Here is a 22,996-nt window from a genome sequence, read left to right on the forward strand (position 1 = left end):
GGTCAGGGTTTCGCACTGGAGGAAAAATGACCGCCACACGTCTGTTCGCCTTGGTGGTGGCCACGCTGGCCACCGGCCTGATCGCCGGCCTGTTCTACGGCTACGCGAACTCGGTGATGCCCGCGCTGAACCGCGCCGACGACCGCACGATGATCGATGTGATGCAGAAGATCAACGTGGTCATCATCAACCCGGTCTTCATGATCGGTTTCCTCGGCACCGTCGGCTTCTCGATCCTGGCGGCGCTGCTGCACCTGGGCAGAGAGCAGCGCGCCGTGCTGGTCTGGGTCGGTATCGGCTTGGTGCTCAACGTGATCGCGTTCGCGGTCACCTCCGGTCTGAACGTGCCATTGAACGACCAGCTCGCCGCAGCGGGTGACGTCGGCCAGATCGCCGACCTGGCCGCGGTCCGTGCCGATTTCGAAGCCGTCTGGGTCCGTTGCAACATCGTCCGCGCGGTGCTGCACACACTGGCCTTCCTGGCGCTCTGCGGCGCGCTGTTCGTCGCGGGCATCCAGCACGGCAAGGCGACCGCCGCGGTGGGCGCGGTGGCGACCGCCGCGCAGCCCGCGCCCGCGCAGTTCCCCGGCCACCCGGGCCTCGCGGCCCACCGCTAGTCCGCGGCCAACCGCCGCAACGAATTCGACGACCCCGTCATCCGCGCGACCTCGGGTCGGCCCGGGTGACGGGGTCGTTGCCGTACCGCGAATGGTTCGGCGGCAACGGCTTTGCGCGCCGGATCCATCGTTTCGCCAGAAGGGTGGAGCGGGCGATCTCGCCCGCGACGTCCTCGGCGGACGCGGCGGCACCGACCGGTCGCGTCCCACGCCAATTCGCCGCACGAGCTCGGGGCGAGCTGAACGGCGTACTGCGCCAGCGGGTCTCGGCTCGTCGCCGGCTCCGGCTGTCTGAATCGCACCATCCCTGCCTGCGCGAACGCCGTGCCGCAATCGAACGTCGGCGCCGAGCGATCGCCGTCGCCACGGAACTTTACCGGCGTTGCGGCGGCCTGACCGCAAGGATTCCGGTGGCGGCGGTGCTGGGTGGCCCGGCCGCCCGAAACTTTCCCGAGTCGGCCCGACTCAGACACTTCTGCGGTAATTTCTGGAACGCGTTCTAGTATTGGAGGCCATCGTGCGGCATGTTCCCGGCTTTTCGTTACTCATCGTCCTGCTCGCCGCGCTGTGCGCGGTCACCGCGAGCCCCGCCCGCGCCGACTATCCGGTCGATTACAACTTTTTCGCGGGGATTCCGAACGAGCTGCTGAATCCCGGCGGTTCGCTACCGGGTAGCAATGACTGGTCCTGTCGCCCGAGCGCCGCCCATCCCAACCCCGTCGTGCTGGCGCACGGCACCGGCGGTGGCGCGCAGACGAATTGGGGCGTGTACGCCCCGCTGCTGGCCAATCAGGGCTACTGCGTGTACGCGCTGACCTACGGGGCCTACGACCTGCCGTGGCCGATCTCCGCCGTCGGCGGGATGCGGCCGATCGAACAGAGCGGAGCGCAGTTGGCCGCCTTCGTCGATCGGGTGCTCGCCGCGACCGGCGCGCAGCGGGTCGACCTCATCGGGCACTCGCAGGGCAACCTCGTCGGCAACTACTACATCAAACGTCTCGGCGGTGCGGCCACGGTAGACAAGATGGTCGCCATCGCGCCGCCGTGGCTCGGCACGAACCTGCTCGCCGCCGGGGACATCGCGGCCTTCAGCAAGCGCCTTGGCGCGGGTCCGGCATTCGACGCCGTTGCCGGATCCCTGTGCCAGGCTTGCCGGCAGGTGCTGCACGGCTCGGACTTCCTGCTCGCGTTGAACGCCGACGGCGTCTACGACCCGAATGTCACCTACGTCAACATCGCGTCCAGCCTCGACGAGCTCGTCGTGCCGTACACCGTCGGACTGGTACCCGCGCCGAACGCCACGAATATCGTGGTGCAGGAAGGTTGTTCGCAGGACCTCTCCGAGCACGCGGGCATCGCGGGCAGCCCGCGCGCCGCGGCGTACGTGCTGAACGCGCTCGACCCGGCGCACCCCGTGCCGGTGCCGTGCGAGTTCATCCCGCCGTTCACCGGCTAGCCGCGGACTCGGCGGTCGGGTCGAGGCGGTGGGTGCCCATCGCGTCCGTTGGTTGCCCCGCACGGGTGCGGTAGCCTGACCGGACATGTCCATGCCTGGCCGCCGAGTTCGGGAGTTTCCTTGCGGCGCATAGGGTTCGCAGGTGGGATGAGGTTTCGGCCGCGTCGTGACCCGCACGCCGACGCGGTGCGCGAGCTGTTCGCGACGCTCACCGTGCCGCAGCCGTGGCGGCTGGCGGATTTCGTCGGGCAGATCGCGGCGCGGACCGGAACGCGCATACAGCTGGTGCCGCTGCGCGGCGTCGCCGCCGAAGACCTGCCGTGCGGGCTGCTGCTGGAGCGCGCCGAGGACGTGGTGATCGCCTACGACGCAACCATTTCCGACTATCACGGCGACCACATCGTGCTGCACGAGATCGGTCACCTGCTGCTCGGGCACCGCGACGGCAGGCCGAGCGGCGCACAGCACGCGAACATCCGGACGCTGTTTCCGAGCGTCGACCCGGCAACGGTGGTGCGGGTGCTCGCGCGCAGCGACTACGACGACGGCGCCGAACGTCAGGCGGAATTGTTCGCGTCGTTGATCATGTCCGAGGCCAGGTCGGCGCCCGCGGGCTCGCGGTTTCGCCGCGAACTGTTCGGCGAATGACCGACATGACATCGTCGTGGCCCACGGTGATCTCCGCGCCGCTGGTGTGCGGTATCTGGGTGCTGTGGGGTATCCGGATGGTCGGTTTCCACGCGACCGTCTACGCCCGTCGGGCGAATCTGTTGCTCGCGGGTCTCGCGGTCGCCGCGACCCTGCGCGAGCCGACGTGGCAGGGCTGGGTATACACGCTCTCCGGTGGATGCCTGTCGGTGGCCACGCAGTTCCAGCTCGCGATGGCCGTCATGATCGCGGTGGCGGGTGTGAACGTGCTCACGCTGCGCGCCGTGCTCGGCCGCGCGACCTCGCCCTACCTGGTGGTCGGCCTCGGGCTGAGCTGTGCGGTGACGACCATGATCAGCGGTGCGCACGCGCGGGCGGCCGGGGTGATGATCGAACAGGACGTCGGCTGGGGCGCGGTCGGTTACTGGGCGTCGTTGCTCCCGCTGACCTGGTGGATGGCGGTGCTGCTCGTCGAGGTGTGCCTGGTCGAGCTGCGCGGCCGTACCGACCCCCGTGACCTGGCATTGCTCGGGGCGGGACTGGTCTTTCTGGTGATCCTGTTCGCCGGGTTCACCTGTGCGCCCATCGCCGCCGTGTATCAGATCGCGGGCAGGCATACGGTTTTCGCGCGGATTCAGCAGGTCATCGACCGGGATGTGCTGCTGTGGCAGGCGGTGCTGTTCGCGGTGCTCGTCGCGATACCGGTGCTGCTGCGCGCGGCCGAATGGCTCGAACTCGACAATCACTCGCGCTCGCGCAAGCGGCTGCTCCCGCTGTGGGCCGACCTCACCGCGACCTGCCCGGAGGTGGTCTACACCGGTCCGGTGATCGGCAGCCGCCGTAGCCGGTTCCTGCTGCATCGAACCGTCATCGAGATCCGCGATTCGGTCAGGATTCTCGCCGGGTACGACGTGCCGCAGGAGCAGGCACACCGTGCGGTCGTCGCGGGTCTCGACCCTACGATGGTCTCGGCGGTGCGCCTCGCGCGCGCGTGCCGGGCGCGCCGTACTGGTGTAACGCGGTGCGGCCGGGGTATGTCGATGATCGCGTCGACAGGAGGCGTCGACGCTGAGATCGCCGAGTTGACCGCGCTCGCCGAGTGCTGGGCCCGCGCCCAGATCATCGCGGCCCGCTCGGAAGCCGTTGGGCAGTCCGGGATGTCCGAGTGCGGGACGTGATCTGTTCGCTGAGGGCAAAACCTTGAGGGAAACGAATCATGCAACGCTCACGTTATGAGTGAATGACCGTGCTGACGCTGGTCGCCAATAGGGTGGACTGGCGGCGGCAGTATCCCCCGGCAACTAGAGTGGAGTCGGGGGCCACGACCCCCGGGCTTCATGGCAGGCTGACGCCCACGGTTGTTACACAGCACACTGCGGCGTCTGTTGCCAGAATGTCGGAAGCAGGAGAGTGAGGGAGCGATGTTCGAGAGGTTCACCGACCGCGCGAGGCGTGTCGTTGTCCTGGCCCAGGAAGAGGCCCGGATGCTCAACCACAACTACATCGGCACCGAGCACATCCTGCTGGGGCTGATTCACGAGGGTGAGGGTGTCGCGGCCAAGTCGCTGGAATCGCTCGGCATTTCGCTGGAGGGCGTGCGCAGCCAGGTGGAGGAGATCATCGGTCAGGGCCAGCAGGCTCCGTCCGGCCACATCCCGTTCACCCCGCGGGCCAAGAAAGTCTTGGAGCTGAGCCTGCGCGAGGCGTTGCAGCTCGGCCACAACTACATCGGCACCGAGCACATCCTGCTCGGTCTCATCCGCGAGGGTGAGGGCGTCGCCGCGCAGGTGCTCGTGAAACTGGGCGCCGATCTCAACCGGGTGCGTCAGCAGGTCATCCAGCTGCTGTCCGGGTACCAGGGCAAGGAGCCGGTCGAGTCCGGTTCCCGCGGTGAGGCGGGCACGCCGTCCACCTCGCTGGTGCTCGACCAGTTCGGCCGCAACCTGACCCAGGCCGCGCTCGAGGGCAAGCTCGATCCCGTCATCGGCCGCTCGAAGGAAATCGAGCGCGTGATGCAGGTGCTGAGCCGCCGTACCAAGAACAACCCCGTCCTCATCGGCGAGCCCGGTGTCGGTAAGACCGCGGTCGTCGAGGGCCTGGCGCAGGCCATCGTCAACGGCGAGGTGCCGGAGACGCTGAAGGACAAGCAGCTCTACACCCTGGACCTGGGCTCGCTGGTCGCGGGCAGCCGCTACCGCGGTGACTTCGAAGAGCGCCTGAAGAAGGTGCTCAAGGAGATCAACACCCGCGGCGACATCATCCTGTTCATCGACGAGCTGCACACGCTCGTGGGTGCGGGTGCCGCCGAGGGCGCGATCGACGCGGCCTCGATCCTGAAGCCGAAGCTGGCCCGTGGCGAGCTGCAGACCATCGGCGCGACCACGCTCGACGAGTACCGCAAGTACATCGAGAAGGACGCCGCGCTGGAGCGCCGGTTCCAGCCGGTCCAGGTCGGCGAGCCGACGGTCGAGCACACCATCAACATCCTCAAGGGTCTGCGCGACCGCTACGAGGCGCACCACCGGGTGTCCATCACCGACGGCGCGCTGGTGGCCGCGGCGACGCTGGCCGACCGCTACATCAACGACCGGTTCCTGCCGGACAAGGCGATCGACCTGATCGACGAGGCCGGTGCGCGCATGCGCATCCGTCGTATGACCGCCCCGCCGGACCTGCGCGAATTCGACGACAAGATCGCCGACGCGCGCCGGGAGAAGGAGAGCGCGATCGACGCGCAGGACTTCGAGAAGGCGGCGCGGCTGCGCGACAAGGAAAAGCAGCTGGTGGCCAAGCGCGCCGAGCGGGAAAAGCAGTGGCGCTCCGGCGATCTCGACGTGGTCGCCGAGGTCGACGACGAGCAGATCGCGGAGGTGCTGGCCAACTGGACCGGCATCCCCGTCTTCAAGCTCACCGAGGAGGAGACCACCCGGCTGCTCCGCATGGAGGACGAGCTGCACAAGCGGATCATCGGCCAGGAAGACGCCGTCAAGGCCGTCTCCAAGGCGATCCGCCGCACGCGCGCCGGCCTGAAGGATCCGAAGCGTCCGTCCGGCTCGTTCATCTTCGCCGGTCCGTCCGGTGTCGGTAAGACCGAGCTGTCCAAGGCGCTGGCGAACTTCCTGTTCGGCGACGACGACGCGCTCATCCAGATCGATATGGGCGAGTTCCACGACCGCTTCACCGCGTCGCGGCTCTTCGGTGCCCCTCCCGGGTACGTCGGTTACGAAGAGGGCGGCCAGCTCACCGAGAAGGTGCGCCGCAAGCCGTTCTCCGTCGTGCTGTTCGACGAGATCGAGAAGGCACACCAGGAGATCTACAACACCCTGTTGCAGGTCCTCGAGGACGGTCGTCTCACCGACGGCCAGGGTCGCACGGTCGACTTCAAGAACACCGTGCTGATCTTCACCTCGAACCTGGGCACCTCCGACATCTCCAAGGCGGTCGGCCTGGGCTTCACCCAGTCCAACGCCGAGGGCTCGAACTACGAGCGGATGAAGCTCAAGGTCAACGACGAGCTGAAGAAGCACTTCCGCCCCGAGTTCCTCAACCGCATCGACGACGTCATCGTCTTCCACCAGCTCACGACCGATCAGATCGTGCAGATGGTGGACCTGATGATCGGCCGCGTCGCCAAGCAGTTGAAGAACAAGGATATGGAGATCGAGCTGACCGAGCAGGGCAAGGCGCTGCTGGCCAAGCGCGGTTTCGATCCCGTGCTCGGTGCCCGCCCGCTGCGTCGCACCATTCAGCGCGAGATCGAGGACCAGCTGTCGGAGAAGATCCTCTTCGGCGAGATCGGCGCGGGCCAGACCATCGTGGTCGACGTCGAGGGCTGGGACGGCGAAGGCTCCGGCGAGGACGCCAGGTTCACCTTCACCGGCAAGGCGAAGCTGACCAAGGGCGACAAGTCCGAGGAGAAGCCCGAAGTCGTGCTGACCGGCGCGACCGAAGGCCCCGCCGAAGCCGTCGGCGAGTAAGAACAACCGAAAGGCCCGCCTTCCGCAGGGAGGCGGGCCTTTTCGCGTCTCGGGCAAGCAGATCGGCGCGGCGCTAGGCCGACCAGTGCGCGAGCACCGGTGCGAAGGCGTCCGCGAGCTCACCGGGCACGATCACCTCATCGATGCCGTACTTTTCCCTGCGGCGCTCCAGCGTGTCGATGGCGGCGGCCGGGTCGGCGTCGAGCACACCCGCCGCACCCGCCGCGCGCAACGCGTCGGCGGTGTGGCCGAGACGGGTGCTGGTCCAGTAGGGGAGTCGGTCGCCGATGCCGATCAGTTGGTGGCTGAAGGCAATCGGGCGGTCGGTGTGGTCGCCGACGATGCGGACCATGTCGGCGAGCTCGGGCTCGGTGACCTGAGGTCCCGCCGCGAGCAGAATGCGGTCGGCGAATTCCGCTGCGGCGGCTAGCATTCGGGGCCCGCTGGCGGCGACGGTGACCGCAGGCGCCGGATCGACCGCGGCACGGACCGCGGCCACGGTGTCGGCCAGCTGCGCCCGCCGGGCGGCCGCCGAACCCCAAGGCATGCCGAGCCGTTCGGCCTCGGCCTGCGCGCCGGGGCGGCCGGAGCCGATGCCGAGCTCGAAGCGTCCGTCCGAAAGCAGTTGCAGCGTCGCGGTTTCCCGGATGGTAGCGGCGGCGTTGCGCAGCGGCCCGGCGAGCACGTTCGGGCGCAGCCGGACGGTATCGGTGACGGCGGCCGCGGCGGCCAGTGCCGGGAACGGCGACGGTGTGTCGAGGGTGTCCGGCAGCAGGATCGTCGCGTAGCCCTGCCGCTCGGCGGCCTGGACGGAGCGGACCCACTCGGCGCCGGAGCGGGGGACGAGGACGATGGCGAATGTCATGGGCACCAGCCTGCGCCGGGAGACCATACCGTGACATCGGCCGCGCGTAGCCGGTCGATATACGCCTGCGCGCGTACGTCGACACGGCCGATCCGGGCGCTGCCGCGGGTTTGCCACGGCGCTCGGACCCGGCTAGTACCGGCGATGCTCGAACGTTGCCGTGCGCCGCCGCGGCCGCACTCCGCCGCGCCAGATCGGCGTACGTTGGAGAGGGTTCGATACACCGACCGCGGGGGTGCCTATGACAAATCCAGATCTGACCCTGATCGCCGTACTGCTGGACCGTTCCGGTTCGATGCAGTCGATCAAAACCGATACCGAGGGCGGGTTCGCGGCGTTCCTCGAGCAGCAGCGCACGGTCCCGAAGACGATCGAGGTGACCCTGGCGCAGTTCGACACCGAGTACGAGTGCGTCTACGCGAACAAGCCGCTCGCCGAGGTCCCGCCGCTGCACCTGCAACCGCGCGGCATGACCGCCCTCTACGACGCGGTCGGCAAGCTGGTCACCGATATCGGCACCGAGCTGGCCCGGCGCCCGGAGGACGCACGGCCGGGCACGGTGATCGTGGTCGTGCTCACCGACGGCCACGAGAACTCCAGCCGGGAATGGTCGCACGCGGCGGTGAAGTCGCTGATTGTGCAGCAGCGCGAGGTATACAGCTGGGAGTTCCTGTTCCTCGGCGCCAATATGGACGCCGTCGAGATCGGCACCGGCATGGGCTTCGACCCCGGCTCTTCCATCACCTATGCGGCTGCGCCCCAGGGTGTTTCGGCCGTCTTCCGGTCCGCGTCGCGCTACTCCGCGCGGCTGCAGAGCGCGCCGGGCGCGGCCAGGAGCGGGTTCACCGACGCGGAGCGCCAGGAGGCGAACCCGGGCAACTGAGCGGCCTACTGCCAGCCCGGCCGCACCAGCCCGGATTCGTAGGCCATGACCACCAATTGGGTGCGGTCGCGGGCACCGAGCTTCATCAGGATCCGGCTGACGTGCGTGCGCGCGGTGGCGGGGCTCATGAACAGCCGCGCACCGATCTCGGCGTTGGTGAGCCCCTCCGCGACCAGCACCATCACCTCGCGCTCGCGCTCGGTGAGTTCGGAAAGCGTCGCGGGCGGTGGGGTTTTCGCGTGCGCGGAGAACTCGGCGATCAGCCGCCGGGTGACCCCGGGCGAGAGCAGCGCGTCCCCGGCCGCGACCACCCGCACCGCGCGGACCAGGTCGGCCGGTTCGGTGTGCTTCACCAGGAACCCGGTCGCGCCCGCGCGCATCGCCTCGAAGACATACTCGTCGAGCTCGAAGGTGGTCAGCACCACCACCCGCACCGCGGCGAGCTGCGGGTCCTCGGCGATCATGCGGGTCGCGGCGAGGCCGTCCAGGATCGGCATCCTGATGTCCATCAGCACCACGTCGGGGGTGAGGCTGCGGGTCATCCGCACGGCCTGTTCGCCGTTGTCCGCCTCGCCGACCACCTCGATCCCGTCCTGGGCGGCGAGCAGCGCGACGAAACCGCCGCGCACCAGCGCTTGATCGTCGGCGACCAGGACCCGGATGCTCATGATCGCGCCTCGCCCGCGCTGGGCTGTCCCGAACTCGGCTCGCCCGGCCGGATCGGCCGGACATTGTCGGGTCGCGCGGTGTCGTCGCGGTGCCGCGACGGTGCCGCTCGCTCGCTCGGTTCCATCGGCTGCAACGGCAACCGGGCCGCGACCCGGAACCCGCCGCTCGGGCGCGGGCCCGCGGTGAGCGCGCCGCCGAGCGCGTGGGTGCGCTCGCGCATGCCGAGGATGCCGTTGCCGCCGCCGGTGCCCGATTTCGGGGTGGCCGCGGCGGGGCGGGAATTGTCGACGGTGATGTCGACCGAGTGCGCCGCGTAGCGCACGGTCACCGAGGCCTGCGCGCCCGGCGCGTGCCGCACCACGTTCGTCAGCGACTCCTGGATGATCCGCGCGCCTGCCACGTCGATGACGCTCGGCAGCTGCTGCGGCGTTCCGATGATCTTGGTATCCACCGCCAACCCCGCGGCGCGCGCCCGCTGCAGCAGTGCGTCCAGGTCGCCGATGCTCGGCGCCGGGGCGCGCGGTGCCGCCGGGCGCGGTGGCGGAGTCTCCGATTCCCGGCTCGCACCGTCGGATTCGTGCTCCTCGGCCGGAACCCGCCCGCCACCACCGGTAGTACGGGTGTTCCAGCCGCGGCCCGGCCGCCGCCGATTCGGCGCCGGCTGCTCGGGTTCGGCGAATTCGACTGTCTCGGCCTCGGATTCGCCGGTGACCTCGCCGGTGCGAATCGAGTGCAGCAGCGTGTGCACCTCGGCGAGCGCGTCGCGGCTCGCCGTCTTGATCGCGTCGAGCGCGGACGCGGCCTGCTCGGGCTTCTTGTCGAACAGCTCGAGCGCCACTGACGATTGCACGTTGATCAGCGAAAGGCTGTGTGCCAGTACGTCGTGCAGTTCGCGAGCGATCGCAAGGCGCTGCTCGCTCGCGCGGCGCTCCCGCTGCGCCTGCTCGTCGCGGCGGGCGGCCTCGGCGCGCTGCCTGCGCGCGAGCAGGATGGCGTTGCGCTGCCGAATCCCCTCGACGGCGCACAGCAGCACGACCAGCCAGGCCATCAGCGCGAAGATCTGCCAGATGTTGGCGCCGTGCCCGAACAGTTCGGGCACCGGCCAGACCAGCACCAGATAGCCGAGCGGCACCAAGGGGTAGGTCCACCGGCGCGCTCCGGTGCTGCCTGCCGTGAGGAACGCGACGACCAGCGACAGGAAGATCGGCCCGTAGCCGTAGCCGAGCGCCAGGTAGGCCAGGCACGCGCCGAGCGCGACGAACAGCACCGGTAGCGGGTGGGCGCGGCGCTGGGTCAGCGCGACGGGTCCGGCGAGTAGTAGGGCGTAACCGATTGCGTCGAGCGAATTCTCGCCGATTCTCAGGTTCGCGAACGTGCCGCCGACGATCTGGAGCGCGGCGACGACGACCGCCACACCCCAATCCCAGCCCAGTGAGCTTCGACTCGTCATGCTTGTCCTCACCCGCAGCAGCCTATTCGGCTCGGGGGCGCAACGGCGTCCGCCTCGCTACGTATTGCTCGGCTACGGCAGCAGCGTAGTGCGGCTTACGTACCCGGGTCGTCGCCGCGCGACGGATGTGACCGGCCCCGACCACGGCGAATGCTCGACGGCATGAACGATTCGATCGTGGTCACCGACGGGCTGACCAAACGCTACGGCGAACACACCGCCGTCGACCGGGTGCGCATGCGGGTGGCCGCCGGCGAGATCTACGGGTTCCTCGGGCCGAACGGCGCGGGCAAGACGACCACGTTGCGCATGCTCGTCGGGCTGGTCCGGCCCAGTGCGGGCACCGCGACCGTGGCCGGGCACGCACCGGGCGACCCCGCGGTGGTGCGCCGGATCGGCGTGCTCATCGAGGGGCCGGGGTTCTATCCCTACCTCTCCGGCCGGGACAACCTGCGGGTGCTGGCGAAATACCGCGGCCTCGGCCGCGCCGAGATCGCCGACGCACTGGACCGTGTCGGTCTCGCCGAGCGGGCCGACGACAAATTCCGCACCTACTCCCTCGGCATGAAGCAGCGACTCGGCGTCGGCGCCGCCCTGCTCGGCAGGCCGGATCTGCTGATCCTGGACGAGCCGACGAACGGCCTCGATCCGCAGGGCATGGCCGAGATGCGGGAGCTGATCACGGCATTGGCCGGTGACGGGCACACCGTGCTGCTGTCGAGTCACATGCTCAGCGAGGTGCAGGAGATCTGTGATCGGGTCGGCGTCATCTCGCACGGCACGCTGCTCGCCGAGGCGACGGTGGCCGAATTGCGCGGCGCCTCTTCGCTGTTGCTGCGGGCCGAGCCGGTCGAGGTGGCGTTCGCGGCCGTGCGCGCCGCGGTCGGCGCGCGGTCGGCGATCCTGACCTCCGGCGGCATCCGGATCGAGGGGGTCGAGGGCACCGCACCCGCGGTGGCGCGCGCGGTGCTCGGCGCGGGAGCCGACCTGCTGGAGCTGCGCCGCGACGAAAAGTCCTTGGAAGAAGTGTTTTTCGAGATGACGAACGGACAGTGACCATGAAAGACCTGATTTCGAGCACGCGCGCCGAAGCGCTGCGCCTGCGGAAGTGGCCCGCGTTCTGGATCATCCTGGGCACCTGGATACTGCTGAATCTGACCTTCGCGTATCTGTTCAACTACCTCGCCTACACCTCGGGCGAATCGGGCCGGATGTCGAACGGCCTGCCGAGAGAGGTGCTGCTGCAACAGCTGCTGCCCGCCGCGGTGCCCGGCGTCTTCACCCAGGGTATGGCGATGTTCGGCGGCGCGTTGCTGCTCGTGCTCGGCGCGCTGAGCACCGGCAGCGGATTCGGCTGGGGGACTTGGAAAACGGCCTTCACCCAGGGGCCGTCGCGGGCCGGCGCGGTGGGTGGGCTGATAGTGAGCCTGCTGGTGGTTGTGCTCGCGCTGGTGCTCACCGCGTTCGTGGTCGACATCGGGGTGGCAGCACTGATCGGTGCGACGCAGGGGCAGTCGCTCGCGCTGCCTTCGCTGCGGGAGTCCGGCCTCGGCCTGCTCACCGGCGTCATGATTCTCTGGATGTGGACGCTGGCGGGCGCGCTGATCGGCGCGATCGCGCGCGGACCGGCGCTCGCGGTCGGCCTCGGGCTGGTGTGGGTGCTGGTGGTGGAGAACCTGCTGCGCGGGGTGGCAGGCATCTTCGCGCCGATCGCGGTGCTCACCGATCACCTGCCGGGGACCGCCGCCGGATCGCTGGCAGGCGCGATGCGGACGGTCGGGGCCGGGACACCGGGCGTCCTCGACATCCTGCCGCGCTCTGCGGCGCTGCTCGTGCTGACGGGCTATATCGCACTGTTCGTGGCGGGCACGGTGATCTTGCTGCGCCGCCGCGACCTGGTGTGACGGATCGAGCCGAAAGCCGTTGGCGGACAGTGCGCCGACGGCTTTCGCGCGGGCGCCTCAGCCGCCGAGCACCGCGTGGGCGAGCCGGGACAGCGCCTGTGCGATCTGTGCCGGGCTGAGACCGCGACCGCGCTGCTGGTGGTACACCTCCGCGGACAACGGCGCAAGCAGCGGGTCGATCAACGCGTCGGGTTCTCGAATTCCAGCCTCTCGCAACAATGCTCGCACGTGGGCGGACCAGAAGCCGTACGCGCCGGTCGCGAAGCGCGCCCCGCCGGTTTCCGCGCCGAGGACGAGATCGGCGTGCGCGTCCAGCATTTCGACCATCGCGGCATAGAACGCGGCCAGCCGATCGGCCGGAGGTGCGCCGGGGCCCAGCGGCGCTTCGCCCCCGATCAGCTGCTCCTGCAGCGCCCGTTCGTGCTCGTCGAGCAGGGCCACCGCGATCGAATTGCGGTCCGGGTACCGGCGATAGAGCGTGCCACGCCCGACGCCCGCCGCCTTGGCGATGTCGTCCATCGTCACCGTGCGCGGGTCGCGCGAGGCGAACAGCTCCGCCGCCGCGGCGAGCACCTTGGCCCGGTTGCGGGCGGCGTCCGCGCGCTCGGGCGGTGCGGCGGATCGACCGCTGAGCAGGTCTGGATGGCTGGTCATGATGCCGACTGTACTCGATTTCGGAAGAAGTGGACATGCTGTCCGCTTATGTCCTATGGTCGATCTCAGCGATAAGTGGACATATCGTCCACTTGCTGCCGGTGTGTCCGGCGGCTCGAGCGCGCAGAGTGAGGACCGAAAATGAGCAGCTTGTTGCACCTGGACGCGAGTGCACGCACCCGTTCGATCAGCCGGGAGCTCAGCGCGACGTTCGCCGCCGCGTGGCAGGCGCGGCACCCGGACGGTGCGTACCGCTACCGGGACCTGGCGGCCGAGCCGGTCCCGTTCATCGACGAGGCGTGGACCGAACTGTGCGATCTGGTGCTCGCACGGGCGGCCACCGCATCGACCGGTGCCGCCGTGACCGACGGCGAACAGCTGACGAGTGGACTGGATCTGCGCGGGCTCGGCGATCTGGTGCGGACCCCCGCGCAGGCCGCTGCCTGGGCGATCGTGCGGCCGCTGCTGGCCGAGGTGCTCGCGGCGGAGGTGGTCCTGATCGGCACCCCGATGTACAACTACTCGATTCCCGCCGTGCTCAAGGCCTGGCTGGATCAGGTGACCTTCCCGCGAATGTCGTTGGGGGACCGCCGTTTCGTGGTGACCACCGCGCGCGGTGGCAGCTACGTCCCCGGCGCGCCGAAGGCCGCCTACGACTATCAGGAGCGCTTCCTGCGCGACTTCTTCGCGGGCCATTTCGCGGTGCACGACACCGTGTTCGTCAACGCGGAACTGGCCAACGCGCGCCAGGATCCGGCGCTGGCACACCTGCGGGACAAGCACGACGAGTCCTACGCGCGGGCCATCGAGGCAGTGCGTGAGCTGGCAAAGGAGTACTGAGATGAACTGGGTCGTCCTCGGATTGGCCGGGCTGGTCGAGATCGTCTGGTCGCAGAGCATCAAACCGACGGAGAACTTCACCCGTCTGGTGCCGACGGTCGTGTGCTTCGTGCTCGGCGTCACCGCCGTCTACCTGCTCTCGCGGGCCATGCAGACGCTGCCGGTCGGCACCGCGTACGCCGTGTTCACCGGTATCGGCGCGGTCGGCGCCATCGGACTCGGCATCGTGGTGCACAAGGACCCGTTCAGCGCGGGCCGTGCGCTGGCGCTGGCGCTGATCATCGGCGGCATCGTGCTGGCCCGGGTCACCAACCCGGAGTGAGCGCAATGACGCGGCGCCGCAACCGATTTCATGGGACCCAGCACATTCGGTGCGCCGCCGCGACACCGCGGCCCTGCGCGGGTGGCACTCGAGTCCGAGCGCGAGACGTGGCGGGGCGGACTGGCTAGGCTCGGTGCCGCATCGGAATCGATCAGAAATCACCGAAAGGACCGTGATGCCTACACGTAGCGCGCGTACTGCCTGGACCGGCTCTCTGCAGGAAGGCTCGGGGCAGGTCGAGCTGACCAGCTCGGGCGTCGGCAAGTACGACGTGTCGTTCCCGAAGCGTTCCGCCGAGGACGCCGACGGCACGACCAGCCCGGAGGAGCTCATCGCGGCGGCGCACTCGTCCTGCTACGCGATGGCGCTCTCGGCGCAGATCGGCAACGCGGGCGGCACGCCGGAGAGCCTGGACGTCTCCGCCGACGTCACCCTCGGCCCCGACCCGGCAGGCGGCTTCCGGATCAGCGGCATCAAACTGACCGTGCGCGGCAAGGTCTCCGGCATCGACGCCGACGCGTTCGCCGCCGCGGCCGAGGCCGCCAAGGCAGGCTGCCCGGTGAGCAAGGCGCTGGCCGGCGTCGACCACATCACCCTGGACGCCGCCCTGGCTTGAGCCCGGTGCCGACTGCCCCGGTTCGGTGGACCCGAACCGGGGCAGTCGCGTGTCGGCGCGCGGTCATCCGGTGCGGCGTCGAAAGTAGCTGCGGGCGGCCGGGCGGTACATCGCGGGAATCGCGATCAGGACCGCCACCACGTGGATCGCGCGGAGCAGGCCGAGCGCCACCGACTCCGCGGTGAGATGGGCGAAGAGCTCGCCGAACTCGTCGGCGGACAACAGCGCCGCGAGCGGTTCGATGAGCAGCGATGCCAAACCGAGCACGCCGATGCCGATGGTCAGCGCCAGCCGTGCCCAGCGCGCCCCCGCCGACATCCGGAAGGCGACCAGCAGCACGACCGAGTAGATCGTCAGTCGCATCGCGAGCCCGGACGCCACGTTGGTGAGATCGGCGAAGTCGCGTTGCAAAACCGTTGCGGCGCGCAGGAGGCCCTCACCGACCCCGGCGAGCAGAGCGGTGGCAAAGCCGGCGAAGGCGACCTGTACGGCGCGCGGCGGGGCGGAAAAGGCAGTGTCGGTCATGCCACCGACCCTGCCCGGGGTTTTCCCGCCGCGGATCAGTCCGCGGTAGCGACCGGCACTCGTACCGGAGTATCAGCGCGCGTGGCGAATTCGGTGAGCGCGGCGAAGCCGAGGGCGAGGCAGGCCCACAGCGTTGCCGTCTCGGCGAGCGAGGCCACCCGGAACTGCCACAGCAGACTGGCCGGGAAGTCCGCCTTGACCTCGTTGATACCGGGCAACAGCACGTAGCCGATCGCGGTGATCAGGACGAATACCGCGAGGCCGCCGATCAGCCGCAGCGTGCCAGGTTGCGCGCGCAGCAGCTTGTAGACGTAGACCGCCGTGCCGACGGCGACGAAGCCGAGCACCACCGCGGCCACCCACAGTAGGGTGCGCTCGTTGATCGTGTCCGGATCACCTACCGCGGGCGGATTCGCCGGATATTTGAAGAACGGCACCGCCACGATCGCGGCCCAGCCGCCGAGCCCGAGACCGAGCGCGAGCCGCGGCCCGCTGAGCGTGCTGTAGCGCCGCGCGACGTGCGCGACCGCGGCGAAGATCGCGCCGAGTGCCAGCCCGGCCAGACCGAGTGCCAGGAACTGGCCGGCCTTCTGCCCGGTGCGGCTGACCAGGGGGTCTTCCTCGTCGCCGTGCGAATGTCCGCCCGAGGCCGCCGGTTCGGCGCCGTGTGAGTGCTCGGCGGGTGCCGCGGCGGCCTCCTCGATGGCGATGGCCGCGTCGACCTTCGGCTCACCGACGAAATAGCCGACGGTGGCGGCCAGCAGCCCGGCGATGAGCCCGGCCAGCAGGCCGCGCAGCAGCAGGGTTTTCAGTGAACCGGTCAGCGGAACAGCGGTGGCCGCGTTCAGTGGCACGGAAGCCCCAGCAGGTGGCGTCCATCGTGCATCAACTCATGCAGGAACATCCCGCTGCGCGAGATGACGCCCTGATCGAAACCGACCAGGTACAGCGTGAGCAGTGCGAGAAGAACGACACCTACCGTGACGAGCACGGTGGCCAGTGAATCGGTTGCCCGGCTCGGCGAATGCGCGATAGCCATGCGAGTCCTCCTTCGGGATGCGCCGGATCGGACATCGTCCGCCTGCGCTTTCCGCGTCCCGTCGAGTGGTCGGCGCGACGGTGCCGGTGTCTGGCTTTCCGGCACCCGATGACCCGGTGCGTGGAACACAGTGGCGCGACCGCTCCGGAATCACACCGGAATTACCGCAACACCCTCGCGTTTTGTCCTTCGAACTGTGACACCCGCGCACTACCGCCGTCAACACGACCGGCGCCGACCGCGCCCCGGCCTCGGGCGAGTCGTCAGGAGGTGAGCCGGGCTCGGCTCAGTCGGCGGGCTTGCCCGCGACGTCGAGCACCACCTCGAATTCCAGCAGCGACGCACCGGTGGAGACCGGCTTCTGCCGCTCGCCCGCGTGCGCCGCGCGGGCGGGGCCGTCCCGCCAGGCCGCGAACGACTCTTCCGAATCCCACTGGGTGACAACAAAATACCGGTTCTCGCCGGCGACCGGCCGGAGCAGCTGGAAGCCGAGGAAGCCGGGTGAGCCCTCGACCGCGTGCGCGCGGTGGGCGAACCGCTTCTCCAGCTCCGGGCCCGCGCCCTCGGGAATCTCGATCGCGTTGATCTTCACAACAGCCATGGCCTCGACAATACGACCCGCGCGCGGCCGCCGGGGACGAGCGGGTGCGCGGCCGCACGGCAGAATCGGGATCGTGTTGCACGACGAAGGTGGCGCCGGCGTCCCGATCCTGCTCTTGCACGGCTTGATGGGCAGTGCCCGGACCTGGCGCGACCAGCTGGACTGGTTGCGCGGCCACGGCCACGTGTACACCTTCGACGCCGCCGGGCACGGCAGGCCTGCCCCGCGCGAGCTGACCACCGAGGCCTTCGTCGCCGATCTGGCCGCGGCGACCGCGCCGATCACCGAACCGATGGTGGTGATCGGCCATTCGATGGGGGCACTGCACGGCTGGGTGTTCGCCGCGACCCACCCGGAGCGGGTGCGCGCGCTGGTGGTCGAGGACATCGCACCGGACTTCACCGGCCGCACCGCCGCGAACTGGGCCGCGATGATCGAGGCCTGGCCGCAACCGTTCCCGGACGAGGCGGCGGTGCTCGAGTTCTTCGGACCGGTGGCCGGGCAATACTTCCTGAACTCCTTCGACCACGGGCCGGACGGGTACCGGCTGCACGGTTCGGTGGCCACCTTCCGCGATATCTCGCAGGAGTGGGGCGGCCGCGACTTCTGGGCGCAGTGGCACGCGCTGCGGGTGCCCGCACTGCTGCTGGAGGGCGAGCACACCATCACCCCGCCGGGTCAGATGGCGCGGATGGCCGCAGCGCATCCCGACGCGCGGCACGTAGTCGTCGCGGGCGCAGCGCATCTCGTGCACGACGAGCAACCGGCGGTGTATCGCGCCGAGGTCGAGGGCTTCCTGTGCCGCGTGCTCGCGCGGCGGCCTGCCTGACCCGCCGCCGGATTCGGCGGGTGCGGACGAAAGCTCAGGCGCCGCCCTCGCCCGCCAGTGCGAACAGGCCGTCCGCGGTCTGCTCGACGAGACCGTCGACGAGCAGCGAGTCCAGGGCGCGGGCGCGCTGGCCCGGGTCGCGCGGCCAGGCCAGGTCGAGCCGGACCTGCTCGACCGGTCCGGTGGCGTCGCGCAGCACGTCGAGCAGGCGGCCGCGGGCCTGGCGATCGGTGCCCTCGTATTTCTGCGTGCGGCGGACCACCTCGGAGACCGGGCGGCCCGCGCGCACCCAGGCGCAACTCGGCAGCGGGCAACCGGCGCAGTCCGGGGTGCGGGCGGTGCACACCGTCGCTCCGAGTTCCATCAGCGCCGCCGAGAAGACCGCGGCCCGGTCGACCTCTCGCGGCAGCAGGGCCTCGGTCTCGGGCAGATCGCGCGAGGACGGGTTACCCGCCTCCGCGCGACCGTGCACGGCCCGCGCGACCACCCGCCGGACATTGGTGTCCACCACCGGAACTCGTTGCCCGTAGGCGAAACACGCCACCGCCCGCGCGGTGTAGGCGCCGATGCCGGGCAGGCCGAGCAGCACCTCGACGTCGGCGGGCACCACGTCACCGTGTTCGGCGGCGAGCACCCTGGCGCACTCGTGCAGCCGCAGCGCGCGCCGGGGATAGCCGAGCTTGCCCCACGCGCGCAGCACCTCGGCCTGGGTGCAGGCGGCCATCGCCGAGGGGACCGGCCAGCGCGCCACCCACTCCCGCCAGATCGGCTCGACCCGCACCACCGGGGTCTGCTGCAGCATGATCTCGCTCATCAGGATCTGCCAGGCCGTGACGCCCGCCCGGCGCCACGGCAGGTCCCGGGCGGTCTCCCGGTACCAATCCAGCAACACGTCCGCATCGATGCTGTTCGAGGCTTTCCTCACGGTTCCCGTCTAACTGTCGCTGGCCGGTATTAGCCGACCTGTAACCAAACGAACTCGCTGGTAACACAAGCGTTGTGCACAATGGTCGGTATGCCTGGTTCAAATCCGATCAGTGCCTGGAAGTCATTGCGAGAAGGCAACGATCGCTTCGTCTCCGGTTCGCTGCTGCATCCTAGTCAGGGGGCGGTGGATCGAGCCAAGCTCGTCAACGGCCAGCACCCCTCGGCGATCCTGTTCGGCTGCGGTGACTCCAGGGTCGCCGCCGAGCTGATCTTCGACCAGGGACTCGGCGACATGTTCGTGGTGCGTACCGCGGGCCACGTGGTCGACAGCTCCGTGCTCGGCTCGATCGAGTACGGCGTCCAGGTCTTGGACGTGCCGCTGATCGTGGTCCTCGGGCACGACAGCTGCGGCGCGGTGAAGGCCACCATCGATGCGCTCGACGGCGGCGAGGTGCCCGGCGGGTTCATCCGCAGCGTGGTCGAGCGGGTCACGCCGTCGATTCTGATCGGCCGCCGCGAAGGCCTGTCCACCGTCGACGAGATGGAGGCCAGGCACGTGGTCGAGACCAGCAGGCTGCTCATGCAGCGGTCGATGATCATCTCGCAGCGGGTCGCCACCGGCGAACTCGCGATCGCCTGTGTCACATACAAACTCGCCGACGGCAAGGTGAAGCTGCAGCGGGTGGTCGGCAACATCGGGGAACTCGCCTAGCGGAAGCGGTCGGGCGGAGCCACGTCGCCGCAGCGTGCGGGCCACAACGCACCCGGAACCAGGACGGGGTCCGGGCCGACACGCCGTGGCCCTGAGTCGTTGCGCCCGACCGTGCCCTTACCGTTGAGGCGTGCTGGAACCGAATGGACCGCTGCCACCGGAGATCTACTGGCGTCGTCGCGCGTTGGCGATCGGCGCCTTGGTCGTGGCGTTGGCGCTGGTGATCTGGCTGGTGCTGACCGTATCGCGCGGCGGCGACTCGCCGGGTGACACCAAGCCCGCCGCAGCGGGGTCGTCCACCTCGACACCGAGCAAGTCCGCCGATGCCTCGTCGAAGCCGTCCGGCAGCGCCGAATCCAGCGCGCCGCCGCCCTCGGCCAGTGCGGCGCCCGCGTCGAACGAGCCGGCCTCGGGTCAGTGTCCCGATCAGTCGCTGGCGATCAAGATCAGCGTGGATCAGCCGACGTATCGGGTCGGCGAGCAGCCGAACTTCCGGATGGTCATCACCAACATCTCCAGCGCGCAGTGCCAGCGGGACATGAACTCGGCGCAGATCCAGGCCTCGGTGCTGTCGTTGGACGGCCAGCGCCGGTTCTGGACGAGTTCGGATTGCTCCCCGGTCGACGAGTCGAACGCGCGCACGCTCAAGCCCGGCGAGCAGGCGCTGTTCACGGTGCGCTGGTCCGGCACGACCTCGCAGCAGGGCTGCGTCGGCGAGCGGGTGCCGGTGCCCGCGGGCGCCTATCAGGTGGTGGCTCAGTTCGGCTCGCTGCACAGCTCCCCGGAGCCGTTCAATCTGACGCCCGCCTAGACGCCGCAGGCCCGCCTGGTGCCGCGTCCAGGAGGCACTAGAAATCTGGCGCGGTCTCCTTGGTCTCCGGCTTCTCCCGCTTCTTTCGGGTGCCGGTGATCCGAATGGCCGCGCGCACGTCGGCCACCTCGTGGATCTTCATGCCGCCCCGCTTCAGTGGCGCGTAGCCGGGCGGCACCAGCGCGGTGGTGAAGCCGAGGCGCTCGGCCTCGGCCAGCCTGCGCTCCAAACCGGTCACCTTGCGCACCTCACCGGCCAGCCCGACCTCGCCAAGGATCACCCAGCCCGCCGGAATCGCCACCTCGGAGTTGGCGCTCGCGATGGCCAGCGCGATGGCCAGGTCGGCGGCCGGTTCCAGCAGTCGCATGCCACCGACGGTGGCCGCGTAGACATCGGACTTGCCGATGAACACCTTGCCCCGGCTCTGCAGCACGGCGAGCACCATGGCGACCCGGTTGTAATCGAGGCCGCTCACCGCGCGCCGCGGGTTCGGAATCTCGGTCTCCACGGTCAGGCCCTGCACCTCGGCGACCAGCGGCCGTTTGCCGTCCATCGCCACGGTCACCGCGGTGCCGGGCACCGAGTCGGTGCGATGGTGCAGGAACAGCCCGGACGGGTCGTCCACGCAGGCGATGCCGTCCTCGTGCAGCTCGAAGCAGCCGACCTCGTCCGCGCTGCCGAAGCGGTTCTTGATGCCGCGCACCATGCGCAGCGTCGAGTTCTTGTCGCCCTCGAACTGCAACACCACGTCGACCAGGTGTTCCAGCGTGCGCGGGCCCGCGACGTTGCCGTCCTTGGTGACGTGCCCGACCAGCAGCACCGCGATGCCGCTGGCCTTGGCCAGCGAGGTCAGTGCCGCGGTGACCGCGCGGACCTGGGTGACGCCGCCGATCACGCCGTCCACCTCCGGCGCGAGCATGGTCTGCACCGAGTCGACCACGAGCAGGGTGGGCCGCACCTGTTCCACGTGGCCGAGCAGCACCGACAGATCGGATTCCGCCGCGAGATAGACCCGTTCGTGCACCGCGCCGGTGCGGTCGGCGCGCAGCCGCACCTGCCCCGCCGACTCCTCCGCGGTGACATACAGCGAGCGCGCGTCGTGCTTGCGCGCCCAGCGGTGCGCGACCTCGAGCAGCAGCGTCGACTTGCCGACCCCCGGTTCACCGGACAGCAGCACCACAGAGCCGGGCACCACGCCCGAGCCGAGTACCCGGTCGAGCTCGCTCACGCCGGTCGGGAGGGCCTTGGTGACCTGTGAATCGATGCTGGAGATGGGCGCGGCGGCGGTACTCGGCAGCATCGCCCGGCGGGCGGGTGCGCCGGGGCCCGTCGCGGCGACGGCCACCTCGTCGACGGTGCCCCACGCGCCGCAGTCGGGGCATTTGCCCACCCACTTGGCGACCTCGTGGGAACAGGCGGAGCACCGGAACAGCGACTTGGTCTTGGCCACATGCGCACCTTACGGATCGTCTCCGACAACGGCGGCAGCCCACGCGCCGCGCCGGGCCTCCGGCCCGCTCGGCGAAATGCGAACGGCTGCCGCACCGTTGGGTGCGACAGCCGTGTCGTCATGGGGTCTGGACGGCTTTCTAGTGCCCGCCGCCCTTGTGCTCGGCCTCGGCCGGGCCGGACTTGTCCGACTCGTGCCGCTCGGTCACGGTGCCCGCGTCCACTGGCACCTGCACTTGCACGGTGCCGTTCTGCTTGAAGTTGAACGTGACGGTGTAGGTCAGGCCCGGGCCGATGTCCTTGGTCAGGCCGGTGATCTCGAGCAGGATCGGCTCGGCCGCGGGATCGGCGGTGGCGGGCTCGCCCGCACCGTGCGTGTCCGCCGGGGTGCTCGGCGCGGCCGAGGTGGTCGGCTTGTCCGTGGCGGGCGTCGCGTGCGCGTCGCCGGCCGGTGCGTCGTGCGCGGTCGGCGCGGCGGCGGCGACCACGGTCTGCTGCGGCGCGAGCTTGACTGTGGACTGCCCCGCGGCGGGGGTGATCTTCACCGTGCCCAGGTCGGTGCTGATGCTGGTCAGCTCGTCGGGCACGGACGGGCTGTTGTTGACGATGGACAGCGCGATGACTGCCTTGCCGCCCTTGGCGTTGGTGTATTCGGAGCCGTGCGCGGGGAACACGATGTGCACGTTGCGCAGCGCGATCTTGCCGATGTCCGCGTGGTTGCCGTTGATCGCGGCCACCTGGTCCGCGGTCTGTGAGATCTGACCCGCGCTACATCCGGTCAGCGCGATGGCCGCACCGGCGGCGAGTGCGGCAACCGGCACCATGCGACGGCGCACCTTTTGCAAGGCGGTCACAGCTTTCAGGGCAGTCACGGGTTGTCCCTCCATGTCGACCGGGCTCACTCCGCTAGGGAGAGTAATAACTAGGGAGCGTAGTAGTTCGTCCGGCGGACCGGGACCCGGGGCTCACGACTCGCGGGCCGTAGGTAACAACTCGGTCGAGTGCCGACCGGTTGCGGACGTGCTGCCAGCGACGTTCGCGGGAGGGTGCGGGCACAATGCGGGGAGTTAACCCGTTCTGGCACAACATAATGCACACCGACCCGGTCTTGTCAAGCCCCGAGGTTGCCTCGTTGTGGCCCTGACCTGCACGGTTGATCGCGCCGTTATCGAGTCGCATGTTAAACTGTGAACATCGAAAGG

General features: G+C 69.6%; 26 protein-coding genes. 15 read left to right on the plus strand and 11 right to left on the minus strand.

Annotated features, from left to right (window positions below):
* Positions 1 to 26 precede the first annotated feature (26 nt).
* The 6 genes from F5X71_RS02550 to F5X71_RS02570 all read left to right on the plus strand — a co-directional run bounded on the left by F5X71_RS02550 (position 27) and on the right by F5X71_RS02570 (position 6,698).
* Positions 27 to 617, plus strand: coding sequence for a DUF1772 domain-containing protein (locus tag F5X71_RS02550; protein ID WP_167460484.1), 591 nt, complete (start codon positions 27 to 29; stop codon positions 615 to 617).
* Positions 618 to 694: 77 nt separating this feature from the next.
* A complete protein-coding gene (locus F5X71_RS36795) occupies positions 695 to 1,120 on the plus strand; it encodes a hypothetical protein (RefSeq protein WP_238815691.1) in 426 nt (141 codons plus the stop codon).
* Positions 1,121 to 1,134: 14 nt separating this feature from the next.
* Complete coding sequence (locus F5X71_RS02555; protein ID WP_167460485.1) at positions 1,135 to 2,073, plus strand: esterase/lipase family protein; 939 nt, start codon at positions 1,135 to 1,137, stop codon at positions 2,071 to 2,073.
* 147 nt (positions 2,074 to 2,220) lie between these two features.
* Complete coding sequence (locus F5X71_RS02560) at positions 2,221 to 2,721, plus strand: hypothetical protein (RefSeq protein WP_167460486.1); 501 nt, start codon at positions 2,221 to 2,223, stop codon at positions 2,719 to 2,721.
* Positions 2,718 to 3,899 carry a DUF6545 domain-containing protein gene (locus F5X71_RS02565; protein ID WP_167460487.1) on the plus strand — a complete coding sequence of 394 codons (1,182 nt, stop codon included), beginning with the start codon at positions 2,718 to 2,720 and terminating at the stop codon, positions 3,897 to 3,899. The genes F5X71_RS02560 and F5X71_RS02565 overlap by 4 nt, the downstream gene beginning before the upstream one ends.
* Before the next feature lie 243 nt (positions 3,900 to 4,142).
* Positions 4,143 to 6,698: an ATP-dependent Clp protease ATP-binding subunit gene (locus F5X71_RS02570; protein ID WP_167460488.1), complete on the plus strand. Its 2,556-nt coding sequence runs from the start codon at positions 4,143 to 4,145 to the stop codon at positions 6,696 to 6,698.
* A gap of 73 nt (positions 6,699 to 6,771) precedes the next feature.
* On the opposite strand, the gene F5X71_RS02575 is transcribed toward F5X71_RS02570, so the two are convergent.
* The gene (locus tag F5X71_RS02575; RefSeq protein WP_167460489.1) at positions 6,772 to 7,563 is read right to left on the minus strand and encodes an LLM class flavin-dependent oxidoreductase; all 792 of its coding nucleotides are present in this window, start codon (positions 7,561 to 7,563) and stop codon (positions 6,772 to 6,774) included.
* Positions 7,564 to 7,804: 241 nt separating this feature from the next.
* Here F5X71_RS02575 and F5X71_RS02580 point away from each other — a divergent pair, with 241 nt between their 5' ends.
* Complete coding sequence (locus F5X71_RS02580) at positions 7,805 to 8,446, plus strand: vWA domain-containing protein (RefSeq protein WP_174817004.1); 642 nt, start codon at positions 7,805 to 7,807, stop codon at positions 8,444 to 8,446.
* Positions 8,447 to 8,451: 5 nt separating this feature from the next.
* Here the strand turns inward: F5X71_RS02580 and F5X71_RS02585 are convergent, their stop codons facing one another.
* Both F5X71_RS02585 and F5X71_RS02590 read right to left on the minus strand, forming a co-directional pair.
* Positions 8,452 to 9,114, minus strand: coding sequence for a response regulator transcription factor (locus tag F5X71_RS02585; RefSeq protein WP_014981297.1), 663 nt, complete (start codon positions 9,112 to 9,114; stop codon positions 8,452 to 8,454).
* Positions 9,111 to 10,565, minus strand: coding sequence for a sensor histidine kinase (locus F5X71_RS02590; protein ID WP_238815692.1), 1,455 nt, complete (start codon positions 10,563 to 10,565; stop codon positions 9,111 to 9,113). The genes F5X71_RS02585 and F5X71_RS02590 overlap by 4 nt, the downstream gene beginning before the upstream one ends.
* Before the next feature lie 162 nt (positions 10,566 to 10,727).
* Here F5X71_RS02590 and F5X71_RS02595 point away from each other — a divergent pair, with 162 nt between their 5' ends.
* Both F5X71_RS02595 and F5X71_RS02600 read left to right on the plus strand, forming a co-directional pair.
* Positions 10,728 to 11,621, plus strand: a complete 894-nt coding sequence (locus tag F5X71_RS02595) for an ABC transporter ATP-binding protein (RefSeq protein ID WP_167460490.1) — start codon at positions 10,728 to 10,730, stop codon at positions 11,619 to 11,621.
* 2 nt (positions 11,622 to 11,623) lie between these two features.
* The gene (locus tag F5X71_RS02600) at positions 11,624 to 12,469 is read left to right on the plus strand and encodes an ABC transporter permease (protein WP_167460491.1); all 846 of its coding nucleotides are present in this window, start codon (positions 11,624 to 11,626) and stop codon (positions 12,467 to 12,469) included.
* A gap of 57 nt (positions 12,470 to 12,526) precedes the next feature.
* On the opposite strand, the gene F5X71_RS02605 is transcribed toward F5X71_RS02600, so the two are convergent.
* Positions 12,527 to 13,123: a TetR/AcrR family transcriptional regulator gene (locus F5X71_RS02605; protein WP_167460492.1), complete on the minus strand. Its 597-nt coding sequence runs from the start codon at positions 13,121 to 13,123 to the stop codon at positions 12,527 to 12,529.
* A 141-nt stretch (positions 13,124 to 13,264) separates the two neighbouring features.
* Here F5X71_RS02605 and F5X71_RS02610 point away from each other — a divergent pair, with 141 nt between their 5' ends.
* The 3 genes from F5X71_RS02610 to F5X71_RS02620 all read left to right on the plus strand — a co-directional run bounded on the left by F5X71_RS02610 (position 13,265) and on the right by F5X71_RS02620 (position 14,901).
* Positions 13,265 to 13,963: an FMN-dependent NADH-azoreductase gene (locus F5X71_RS02610; RefSeq protein ID WP_167460493.1), complete on the plus strand. Its 699-nt coding sequence runs from the start codon at positions 13,265 to 13,267 to the stop codon at positions 13,961 to 13,963.
* Between the two features lies 1 nt (position 13,964).
* Entirely contained in the window at positions 13,965 to 14,285 is a 321-nt protein-coding gene (locus F5X71_RS02615; RefSeq protein WP_167460494.1) for a DMT family transporter, read from the plus strand.
* A gap of 175 nt (positions 14,286 to 14,460) precedes the next feature.
* Complete coding sequence (locus F5X71_RS02620; RefSeq protein ID WP_167460495.1) at positions 14,461 to 14,901, plus strand: OsmC family peroxiredoxin; 441 nt, start codon at positions 14,461 to 14,463, stop codon at positions 14,899 to 14,901.
* Between the two features lie 63 nt (positions 14,902 to 14,964).
* Here the strand turns inward: F5X71_RS02620 and F5X71_RS02625 are convergent, their stop codons facing one another.
* The 4 genes from F5X71_RS02625 to mhuD all read right to left on the minus strand — a co-directional run bounded on the left by F5X71_RS02625 (position 14,965) and on the right by mhuD (position 17,066).
* Complete coding sequence (locus tag F5X71_RS02625) at positions 14,965 to 15,426, minus strand: hypothetical protein (RefSeq protein ID WP_167460496.1); 462 nt, start codon at positions 15,424 to 15,426, stop codon at positions 14,965 to 14,967.
* A 35-nt stretch (positions 15,427 to 15,461) separates the two neighbouring features.
* A complete protein-coding gene (locus F5X71_RS02630; RefSeq protein WP_167460497.1) occupies positions 15,462 to 16,280 on the minus strand; it encodes a CbtA family protein in 819 nt (272 codons plus the stop codon).
* Positions 16,271 to 16,465 carry a CbtB domain-containing protein gene (locus F5X71_RS02635; RefSeq protein ID WP_167460498.1) on the minus strand — a complete coding sequence of 65 codons (195 nt, stop codon included), beginning with the start codon at positions 16,463 to 16,465 and terminating at the stop codon, positions 16,271 to 16,273. Before F5X71_RS02635 ends, F5X71_RS02630 begins: the two co-directional genes overlap by 10 nt.
* Before the next feature lie 286 nt (positions 16,466 to 16,751).
* Positions 16,752 to 17,066 carry a mycobilin-forming heme oxygenase MhuD gene (mhuD, locus tag F5X71_RS02640; protein ID WP_167460499.1) on the minus strand — a complete coding sequence of 105 codons (315 nt, stop codon included), beginning with the start codon at positions 17,064 to 17,066 and terminating at the stop codon, positions 16,752 to 16,754.
* A 73-nt stretch (positions 17,067 to 17,139) separates the two neighbouring features.
* Between mhuD and F5X71_RS02645 the strand changes: the two genes are divergently transcribed.
* A complete protein-coding gene (locus F5X71_RS02645) occupies positions 17,140 to 17,895 on the plus strand; it encodes an alpha/beta fold hydrolase (RefSeq protein WP_167460500.1) in 756 nt (251 codons plus the stop codon).
* A 34-nt stretch (positions 17,896 to 17,929) separates the two neighbouring features.
* On the opposite strand, the gene F5X71_RS02650 is transcribed toward F5X71_RS02645, so the two are convergent.
* Positions 17,930 to 18,820, minus strand: coding sequence for an A/G-specific adenine glycosylase (locus F5X71_RS02650; RefSeq protein ID WP_167460501.1), 891 nt, complete (start codon positions 18,818 to 18,820; stop codon positions 17,930 to 17,932).
* Between the two features lie 90 nt (positions 18,821 to 18,910).
* On the opposite strand from F5X71_RS02650, the gene F5X71_RS02655 reads away from it, so the two are divergent.
* Together F5X71_RS02655 and F5X71_RS02660 are read left to right on the plus strand one after the other, a co-directional pair.
* Entirely contained in the window at positions 18,911 to 19,534 is a 624-nt protein-coding gene (locus tag F5X71_RS02655) for a carbonic anhydrase (protein WP_167460502.1), read from the plus strand.
* A 130-nt stretch (positions 19,535 to 19,664) separates the two neighbouring features.
* On the plus strand, positions 19,665 to 20,345 hold the full coding sequence (locus tag F5X71_RS02660) for a BsuPI-related putative proteinase inhibitor (RefSeq protein WP_167460503.1): 681 nt from the start codon (positions 19,665 to 19,667) through the stop codon (positions 20,343 to 20,345).
* A gap of 37 nt (positions 20,346 to 20,382) precedes the next feature.
* Here F5X71_RS02660 and radA read toward each other — a convergent pair whose 3' ends face one another.
* Positions 20,383 to 21,795, minus strand: a complete 1,413-nt coding sequence (gene radA / locus F5X71_RS02665; RefSeq protein ID WP_167460504.1) for a DNA repair protein RadA — start codon at positions 21,793 to 21,795, stop codon at positions 20,383 to 20,385.
* Between the two features lie 139 nt (positions 21,796 to 21,934).
* Positions 21,935 to 22,648 carry a hypothetical protein gene (locus F5X71_RS02670; RefSeq protein WP_167460505.1) on the minus strand — a complete coding sequence of 238 codons (714 nt, stop codon included), beginning with the start codon at positions 22,646 to 22,648 and terminating at the stop codon, positions 21,935 to 21,937.
* Positions 22,649 to 22,996 lie beyond the last annotated feature (348 nt).

The sequence above is a fragment of the Nocardia brasiliensis genome (genome assembly GCF_011801125.1).
GTDB lineage: Bacteria > Actinomycetota > Actinomycetes > Mycobacteriales > Mycobacteriaceae > Nocardia > Nocardia brasiliensis_C.

Bases quoted from the DNA above. Each gene is read 5' to 3' on its own strand.
- F5X71_RS02550 (WP_167460484.1), top strand. From the start codon at position 27: ATGACCGCCACACGTCTGTTCGCCTTGGTGGTGGCCACGCTGGCCACC.
- F5X71_RS02560 (WP_167460486.1), top strand. From the start codon at position 2,221: ATGAGGTTTCGGCCGCGTCGTGACCCGCACGCCGACGCGGTGCGCGAG.
- F5X71_RS02565 (WP_167460487.1), top strand. From the start codon at position 2,718: ATGACCGACATGACATCGTCGTGGCCCACGGTGATCTCCGCGCCGCTG.
- F5X71_RS02570 (WP_167460488.1), top strand. From the start codon at position 4,143: ATGTTCGAGAGGTTCACCGACCGCGCGAGGCGTGTCGTTGTCCTGGCC.
- F5X71_RS02575 (WP_167460489.1), bottom strand. From the start codon at position 7,563: ATGACATTCGCCATCGTCCTCGTCCCCCGCTCCGGCGCCGAGTGGGTC.
- F5X71_RS02580 (WP_174817004.1), top strand. From the start codon at position 7,805: ATGACAAATCCAGATCTGACCCTGATCGCCGTACTGCTGGACCGTTCC.
- F5X71_RS02585 (WP_014981297.1), bottom strand. From the start codon at position 9,114: ATGAGCATCCGGGTCCTGGTCGCCGACGATCAAGCGCTGGTGCGCGGC.
- F5X71_RS02590 (WP_238815692.1), bottom strand. From the start codon at position 10,565: ATGACGAGTCGAAGCTCACTGGGCTGGGATTGGGGTGTGGCGGTCGTC.
- F5X71_RS02595 (WP_167460490.1), top strand. From the start codon at position 10,728: ATGAACGATTCGATCGTGGTCACCGACGGGCTGACCAAACGCTACGGC.
- F5X71_RS02600 (WP_167460491.1), top strand. From the start codon at position 11,624: ATGAAAGACCTGATTTCGAGCACGCGCGCCGAAGCGCTGCGCCTGCGG.
- F5X71_RS02605 (WP_167460492.1), bottom strand. From the start codon at position 13,123: ATGACCAGCCATCCAGACCTGCTCAGCGGTCGATCCGCCGCACCGCCC.
- F5X71_RS02610 (WP_167460493.1), top strand. From the start codon at position 13,265: ATGAGCAGCTTGTTGCACCTGGACGCGAGTGCACGCACCCGTTCGATC.
- F5X71_RS02615 (WP_167460494.1), top strand. From the start codon at position 13,965: ATGAACTGGGTCGTCCTCGGATTGGCCGGGCTGGTCGAGATCGTCTGG.
- F5X71_RS02620 (WP_167460495.1), top strand. From the start codon at position 14,461: ATGCCTACACGTAGCGCGCGTACTGCCTGGACCGGCTCTCTGCAGGAA.
- F5X71_RS02625 (WP_167460496.1), bottom strand. From the start codon at position 15,426: ATGACCGACACTGCCTTTTCCGCCCCGCCGCGCGCCGTACAGGTCGCC.
- F5X71_RS02635 (WP_167460498.1), bottom strand. From the start codon at position 16,465: ATGGCTATCGCGCATTCGCCGAGCCGGGCAACCGATTCACTGGCCACC.
- mhuD (WP_167460499.1), bottom strand. From the start codon at position 17,066: ATGGCTGTTGTGAAGATCAACGCGATCGAGATTCCCGAGGGCGCGGGC.
- F5X71_RS02655 (WP_167460502.1), top strand. From the start codon at position 18,911: ATGCCTGGTTCAAATCCGATCAGTGCCTGGAAGTCATTGCGAGAAGGC.